Origin of the sequence: Bacillus sp. ISL-4, from assembly GCF_018613275.1 — a bacterium.
Classification (GTDB): Bacteria; Bacillota; Bacilli; order Bacillales; family DSM-1321; genus Peribacillus; species Peribacillus simplex_E.
The window spans coordinates 1-7,945 of the sequence record NZ_JAGGQN010000076.1; the positions used below are offsets into that span (position 1 = coordinate 1).

Consider the following 7,945-nt stretch of genomic DNA (forward strand, 5'->3'; position numbering starts at 1 on the left):
TGTCAACTTCTGCGAAGTTTTAAACTTATTTTAAATCGCTGTGTTTTTCAGCGACCATTTCATCTTATCATTTTCATAGTAAGAAGTCAATAGTTATTTTCTTTCAGCAATGCACCGAAAGTGATGAAGTTTTTCGCTTGTCTTAGTTGGTGCTTATTTATATTAATCTTTTCCTGCAATAAAGTCAACACATTTCAAACATTTCTTTGTTAAATGATTTAATCACTGTAAGTAGGAATAAATGTACGTCGTACCTTGGCTTCCGCTTAAAACATATAATCAAACAAAAATCATTGCTCCCACCCATTTTATTAATTCAAAGACCAGTTTGAAACACATTCCCCTTCAACCTAGTCATGCTTTTGGCAACATCCATAAAACCTGCAAGTGATAGGTAACGGCAATAACAAACTGTATAGATGAAGAAACGTATAATTAGATGTATAAATCGAATAATGAAAACCGATGGTTCCTTTCGAATCGATTGATTTAAAATAAACCGCTAAATCCCGGAATTTCATTGTCCAAATATTAAAAAATTTTTTTACAATTTTACTTTCTTATACTATAATAAATATATTTTAAAAATTTCAGGAGAGACTTTTAATCATTATAAAAATAGTTGGGAGAGGGATTTATAAATGATTAATAAAAACACATCTTTGAGGATGCAAAGTATCGTTTTTATTGGCTTTATGGGGGTAGGAAAGACGACGATCGGTCAGAAAGTAGCAAGGAAATTATATAGGGACTTTATTGATATAGATCAAGAAATTGAAAAGGAATTCAATATGCCCACTACAGAAATATTCAAGAAGTTTGGGGAAAAAGCTTTTCGCGAAAAAGAAAAAAGTGTGATTGAAAACTTTAGTCAACAACAATTGAAAATCATTTCAGTAGGAGGCGGGGCATTTTTACAAGAGGATATACGGAATATCTGTTTATCCAATTGCATTGTCTTTTATCTGGACTTATCTTGGGAATACTGGAAAGAGAGAATAGGCTTACTAATTGATAGTAGACCTGTTTTACAAAGTCGGTCCCTTGAGGAAATCGAAGAACTCTTTTACACCAGACAAGAAATATACTCCTATCATCATTCAAAAGTGAATACCAATGATCTTGATGTTGATGAAGTGGCAGACTTCATAGTCGATTCATTGAAAGTGGCCTGGGATATTTATGAACCTCTTAAGTAAGACCCACCTTTTTGTTATGTAATCAATGTTCCCAATAAAAGAATAATAGAAAAGATGAAAAGGGTACAGCGGTATGGATACCTAGCCTCCTGTAAACTAATCACCTTTTTATTTTTCTTTTTTAGGAAGATTCTCTAATAATCAGTTCTGGATTCAATATGATTCGCTGTTGTTCACGTTCAATTTTCTCCATTTGCTGATACAGAAGATTCGCTGCCTCTTTTCCAATACGTCTAGGGAATGAGGAAATGGTCGTTAGCGGGGGATGATAGATTTCTGCGACTGGAACGTTATCGAACCCTACGATATCTATATCTTTTCCAGGTGTATATCCTTTCATCATTAATCCTTGCATAACACCGAAGGCAATTAAGTCACTAAAGCAAAAAATCGCCGTAGGCGGATTAGGATTCTCAAGTACTTTCAATACAGCCTCCAGCCCACCTTCCCGTGTAGGGGCACTATCTATCACCAACGATTCATCCACTTCCAATCCCGCTCTTGAAAGAGCTTCACGGTATCCCTCCATTCTCTCGATCCAAGTAGAAGATTCCTTGATGCCACCAAGGAGCGCAATTCTTTTATGCCCCTTTCCAAGGAGATGGTCAACAGCAATCCTGGCTCCTTTTGGATAGTCTATGCCTACATAGTCGCTATTCACTCCAGGTAGTTCCCTAACAGCAAGGACCATCGGCGTGTCAATTGCATTTAACCGTTCAATTGTATCTTGTGAGCTTTCAGAGACAGGACAAAGAATCAGGCCTCCCACCCTATGTTCCATCATTGTCGAAAGGAGATGGTCTTGCTTGGCAACCGAGTCGAATGTAGTCCCCAGCAACACTGTATACCCGACCTCATCCAATGCATCGTGAACGCCTATCAGGAATTCAGAAAAAAAGGTATTTGATATGTCGGTAATAATGATTCCTACAGTATCGGAACTCTGCGACCTTAGGTTTGCTGCAATTCTATCGTAAACATAGCCTAATTCATGCATGGATTTTAATACCTTTTTTCGCGTCGCTTCCGATATTCGGGGGTTATTACGAACGATAAGGGAAGCAGTGGATGTAGATACCCCAGCATGTTTCGCTACCTCTTGCAGCGTGACCCGCCCTTTTTTGGATTGTTTCATAGTTCAATCACCATCTTGAATGTATTTTTGATGTACTTATTATTATCATGTTCTTACTATAATAATAATATAGTTACTGTCATTATTACACCCTTGCTTTTGAACATGGGTATCTCATTGATTAATTACACTCCAATACATCTATATCCAATATTCATCAGTCCAAAAAAAACGGCACCCTAGTTCTAGAAGATGGAGTTTCAATAATCCTTCAATATTTTTTAGCCGTGGTTAAATATGGTCTGGTGCTGTGTCAATTTTTTATACCGGTAATAAACAAAAGCTGCAGCTAGGATTCCTATAGTTGCAATAAAGCAATCGAAAAGAAATATATGCGATATATCCCCACTCTTAGCGATCAAGCCCGTTGCAATTGGTAAAATGACGCTCGCCAAACTGGATGCCGTCGCAACGATACCTGTTACAGTTCCTTTTTTCCTCCAGAAAAGCTCAGTCATTATTGCAATGGTTAATTGAAATATTCCAGCTGTCGATGCTCCAAGGAAAAAGGAGCTAATACTTAAGACAATAGGTGAATGTATCGTTAATATGATGATCACCGTAAGTAAAGTAATCATTGGATAAAGCAATATCACCGTCACAGGCTTAATCCATTTGTTTAATAAGATGGATAATAGCAGGACGGAAATCAGTGATCCAACACTATAATAGCTCAATAATTTAATTGCACCTGAAGATGGCATCCCTGCAACTTCCTGGCCGAAACTCGGTAACCAGATTTGCGAAACTGTAAATAACGCAGTTGATGTAAACCCAATTATGATTAGTGCGACTCCTTCGCTCCAAAATTTAGGTTCAGTCATGAACCTGTTCATATGCAAACCCTCCTCATGACTGACAGCATCGGATTTGCTTTTTGGAAATGAAGCGGACAACATAAAGAACATATTCATGAAATAGATGACAGCCGGTAATAAAAATGCAAACCCGTAAAATAATTGGTTCCTAGTAAGAAACAAGATGAGGAATGGTAGAATGGTTGCACCAAGTGAACCAAAAGCCTTGACCATAACACTGGCGGAACCAGCAGATTCAGGAAAGATTTCAGTTAGCGCCGGATATGTACCAGCATCCATGGCTGAGTTGGAAATTCCCGCAAGTAAAGCAAATACAAAGGCCATTTCATATGTGGGGGAAAATGGAATCCCAATTAAAAAAACTCCCATTATTACCGAAGAGACAATAATCAATGGCTTTCTTCCAAATTTATCTGATAATACTCCCGAGAGACCATACGTTAGTAATCTGCCTATTCCTATTGCTGCAATAAGATAACTGATGCCAGTAGAGTCCGTATCCCATTGTTCTGTTAAAGAGGGCATGTTTGAGGCGAGAATTATATTGACCATCCCCAGCAGAAAATAGTTAATATACATGCCAGATGCCGCTTTATAATACTGATTTTTCATTATTACACCCCTATAATAAATCACGTTGTGTTTCTCCCCAAGAACCCTTTAATGCAAGATGTAATTACATTAAAGCCTCCCCTTTATGATATCCATTTATATGAAAACCACTTTTCAAAAAAAAACGCTAAGAAAAACAAGGGATTTCACTCCCTGCATTTTCTTAGCTCCGAGGTTTTTGCACTCATTTGATGGTAATCATATAACGATGATGCACATCGAGTATGAACAAACCTCTATTACGATAAAATGGAGAATAATCTCCAGAGTGGAATCATCTTATTCTGCAAACAATTGCTCTTTGATGTAATCGACAGGCATCTGTTGACCTGTCCATAACTCAAAGGCCAATGCACCTTGCCAAAGCATCATCCCAAGACCATTAATAGCTGTAGCACCGGCAGCCTCAGCTTGTTCCATTAGTTTAGATTTACGTGGGATATAAACAACATCGGTTACGATTAAATCAGGACGCAGCATTGATTCGTCTTGAATGACACTTAAGCCTTCAAGTGGTTTCATGCCAACGCCAGTCCCATTTGCCAAAATATCACTAGTTGCGATTTCAGCCTTTAATTGTTCAACATTTTCAAGAGGGTATACATTGGCTTTCACATTTAAGTGTTTCATATCTTCATTGATGATTCGAACATTCTCTTCTGCTTGCGGGAAGAAAGCATCATCACGAGCAAAAATGCTGATTTCCGCCACACCTTCCAGCGCAGATTGAATGGCAATTGGAGTAGCAGCCCCACCAGAACCGATAAGAGTCATTTTCTTGCCTTTAATATCTATACCATGTTCTTTTAGGTTCCGGGTATACCCCATTCCATCGGTACTGTGACCTACGAACTTACCATCAACATTGACAACTGTATTAACGGCCCCGGAAAATTTAGCACTGTCTGCCAATTCATCAAGATATGGAAGTATTTTCATTTTATTAGGCATGGATACGTTAAATCCTTTTACATTTAATGCTCGCATCCCTTTGACTGCATCTTCCAGCTGTTCGTTTCCAACTTCAAATGCTAAATAGGCGCAATTCAAGCCTAATTTATCGAAAGCCAAATTATGCATGGCAGGCGATAAAGAGTGTCCGATAGGTGTTGCCAGCAATCCTACCAATTCCGTTTTCCCATTAATACGTCCTAAATTTTCCATGTTCTATTCCCCCTGATTTTTAAAAATTTATATAAATTCCTTCTTGGAAGGAATTATGAGTTAAATGTTTTGATCAATGATCTCCAATACATCCCTTAATTGAGTAACAGGAATTTGTCCTGGGGCAGATGCTTCTTTTCCGGCACCGAATGTACAAGCAGATCCAAACACCGCACCTGATAATCGACTGACCAGACCTGTGCCCGACATTGACATCGTAATGAATGGACGATCGGCATACTTTGTTTTCATCGTGTAAGTTGCATCTAATAAAACGAGTAAGTCTCCAACAGTTTGCGGCATTACAGCGATTTTTGGAATATGGGCGCCAAATTCCTGCATTTTACGCAATCGGTAAATGATTTCTTCTTTTGCTGGTGTCTTATCGAAATCATGGTTACACATTACTACGTATACGCCATTTTCCTCAGCTACCATTACAGTCGCCTTCACTGATGATTCTTCAAAAAATAATTCGACATCGACAAGATCAATATTCTTCGTTTCAATTGCTGCATGAAGAAGTTTGAAATAATATTCATCGCTGATTTCCTTGTTCCCGCCTTCTTTATGGCTTCTAAAAGTGAAAAGCAGCAAAGTATTGGGTACAGCACTTCTAAGTTTAGAAATCATATCCGAAACGGCTTCTAAACTTTCAACTTGTTCATAAACATCTACTCGCCATTCAATGATATGCGGCTGTAGCGCATTTACCGTTTCAACTTCTTTAAGCAGTTCTTCTTCAGTTGTCCCCATCAGTGGAACGATGATCTTTGGAACCCCTTCTCCGATCGTTACGTCTTTAATCGTGATTGTTTTCATGGATGTTTCCCCCTTTTATCATTATCATCAGTAGAGATTCATGCCCCGCTGATGTTCGGCTAGACCGTTTAATTGGAAACCTTAATTACCTTTTTGTATCGATAGGCAACGAATACTGCCAATAAAATACTAACTACCGCAATTGCCACATCAAACAAGAAGACCGCAGTTAAACCAGCACTCTTAGAAATGATACCTGTAACGAAAGGTATGATGATAAATGCTGAACTAGCTGCAATGTTTACATATGAAGTAATCGTCCCTTTATTGGCAGGGAAGAACTCTGTTATTATTGTCATGGCCAATTGGAACACCCCTGCAGTTGAAAGCCCAATGAAGAAAGCACTCAAAACAGTTATAAATGGTTGTTGGAAATAAATGAGTGACAATAAAGATAATGCTGCAATGATCGGATAGATAATCATGACGGTAATGGGCTTAATTACTTTATTCAATAGAACTGCTAGTAAAATGACAGAAACAAGGGAGCCAATGCTATAGTAACTAAGCAATTGAACAGCCTTAGCCTGGGTTAGCCCCAATACATCTTGTCCAAAGTTCGGGAGCCAGACTTGAACTAGCATGAATAAAGCAGTTGATGTGAAGCCTAATAGTATGACGGCCACCCCCTCCTGGCCAAACTTCGGTTTTGAGAGGAATTGGTGTTGAACCGGCACAGCTTGTGCATCATCTTGAGTCTGGCTTTGAGCTTTATGATCCGGAAATGAAACCTTAAGCAGGAAAAATCCATTAACAAGATAAACAGTAGCCATTAAGAAGAATGTATACCCGTAAAACATATCTCTGGCTATAAAGAACGCCATGATAAATGGAAGAAGTGCGGCACCGACTGAAACGAACGCTTTTATTAATACGGTTGCGGAACCAGCTTTCTTTTGAAAAGCCTCAATAAGTGCTGGATACGTACCAGCGTCCAAAAATGAGTTTGCAATACCAGCACACACAGCAAATATAAATGCCAATGTATAGTTTGGAGCCAAAGGTATACCTATGAGGAAAATCAGGTAGATAAAAGATGCTGAAACAACAAATGGTTTCCTTCCTAATTTATCCGATAGTCTACCGGCGAAAAACAAAGAAACTAACTTACCGATTCCTATAGCAGAGACCAAGTAACTTATTCCTGAGGCACTTGTATTTAATTGGTCGGATAAGTTTTCCATATTTGACCCAATGATAATATTGATCATGCCTAAAATAAAATAGCTAATATATAAACCTGTGGCCATTTTTATAAATGGATTTTTCATGAAACACACCCCTATTAAAAAAGTTATCGAAATGCAATTTGATTCTTAAGCCTTTCAGAAGTTTCCTCCTTGCCCCATACCATAAATTTATGAAACATAATTACGTACTAAATAAAAACAATAAACTTCATTAGGTTAACCGGCTAAAAGTTAGTACATCGTTCTACTAACTTTGACTAACTAGTATATCGTTCTACTAATATTAGTTCATGTTAGTATATCGTTCTACTAATATTAGTTCATGTTAGTATATCGTTCTACTAATATTGAGCAATTAGTCTCTACATTCAAAAGGTATTGAATTAACACTTAACACTTATGCTAAAGTTAATCCGTTAACTTTCTTTAGTATATCGTTCTACTGGATTATTATACTGCGCTAATTTAATTGTGTCAAACTCATGAAGCAATCCTTAATAACTATAAAGCGATCCCTCATACTCATTATTTCTAAATTCCAAAGGTGCTCATTTTGGTTACTATTTACCTTAAAAGTTCAGCCATACCTTGGATTTGTTAGTGTTCATACAAGATGAAGAACCTTTTATTTGCTGTGGCATAAATTAATTTATTTTTAATGAGGTCTTCATTCCATTTCGATATTCTCCACTTTTTTGTTACCAGTTTCTGAATAAATTTCTTTTTACCTAAAATATATGCACTGCTGCTTATTTAAATCCAATTCTCTAGTTATTTGCAATCGATTTGAATATCTCGAGTCTAATAAGGATGGAAGAATGTCTCGCTTATATCCTAAGTTGGGGGATGGGTCAAAACGATTCTCAATATAAAATGAAAAACAATGTTCGATTTCAGTATCTCTCAGGGTTTATATAACAACTTCTATATATAGAAATAACGGGGCTTTATAATTTTTTTAGCAACTTTTGGTTCATAACGCAAAAAAAGACCAGCCGGATGGCT

Annotated in this window: 6 protein-coding genes; 1 reads left to right on the top strand and 5 read right to left on the bottom strand. The window is 37.4% G+C overall.

Annotation, left to right across the window (positions count from 1 at the left end; genetic code table 11):
- The first annotated feature begins 641 nt into the window (after positions 1-641).
- A complete protein-coding gene (locus J7J00_RS27000; protein ID WP_214796177.1) occupies positions 642-1,199 on the top strand; it encodes a shikimate kinase in 558 nt (185 codons plus the stop codon).
- Between the two features lie 121 nt (positions 1,200-1,320).
- On the opposite strand, the gene J7J00_RS27005 is transcribed toward J7J00_RS27000, so the two are convergent.
- The 5 genes from J7J00_RS27005 to J7J00_RS27025 all read right to left on the bottom strand — a co-directional run bounded on the left by J7J00_RS27005 (position 1,321) and on the right by J7J00_RS27025 (position 7,021).
- A complete protein-coding gene (locus tag J7J00_RS27005; RefSeq protein ID WP_214796178.1) occupies positions 1,321-2,334 on the bottom strand; it encodes a LacI family DNA-binding transcriptional regulator in 1,014 nt (337 codons plus the stop codon).
- A 221-nt stretch (positions 2,335-2,555) separates the two neighbouring features.
- A complete protein-coding gene (locus tag J7J00_RS27010; protein WP_214796179.1) occupies positions 2,556-3,764 on the bottom strand; it encodes an MFS transporter in 1,209 nt (402 codons plus the stop codon).
- A gap of 279 nt (positions 3,765-4,043) precedes the next feature.
- Positions 4,044-4,928 carry a shikimate dehydrogenase gene (locus J7J00_RS27015; protein ID WP_214796180.1) on the bottom strand — a complete coding sequence of 295 codons (885 nt, stop codon included), beginning with the start codon at positions 4,926-4,928 and terminating at the stop codon, positions 4,044-4,046.
- A 60-nt stretch (positions 4,929-4,988) separates the two neighbouring features.
- Positions 4,989-5,750 (bottom strand): type I 3-dehydroquinate dehydratase, encoded by a 762-nt coding sequence (gene aroD, locus J7J00_RS27020; protein ID WP_214796181.1) that lies wholly within the window; start codon positions 5,748-5,750, stop codon positions 4,989-4,991.
- 68 nt (positions 5,751-5,818) lie between these two features.
- Positions 5,819-7,021, bottom strand: a complete 1,203-nt coding sequence (locus J7J00_RS27025; protein ID WP_214796182.1) for an MFS transporter — start codon at positions 7,019-7,021, stop codon at positions 5,819-5,821.
- Positions 7,022-7,945 lie beyond the last annotated feature (924 nt).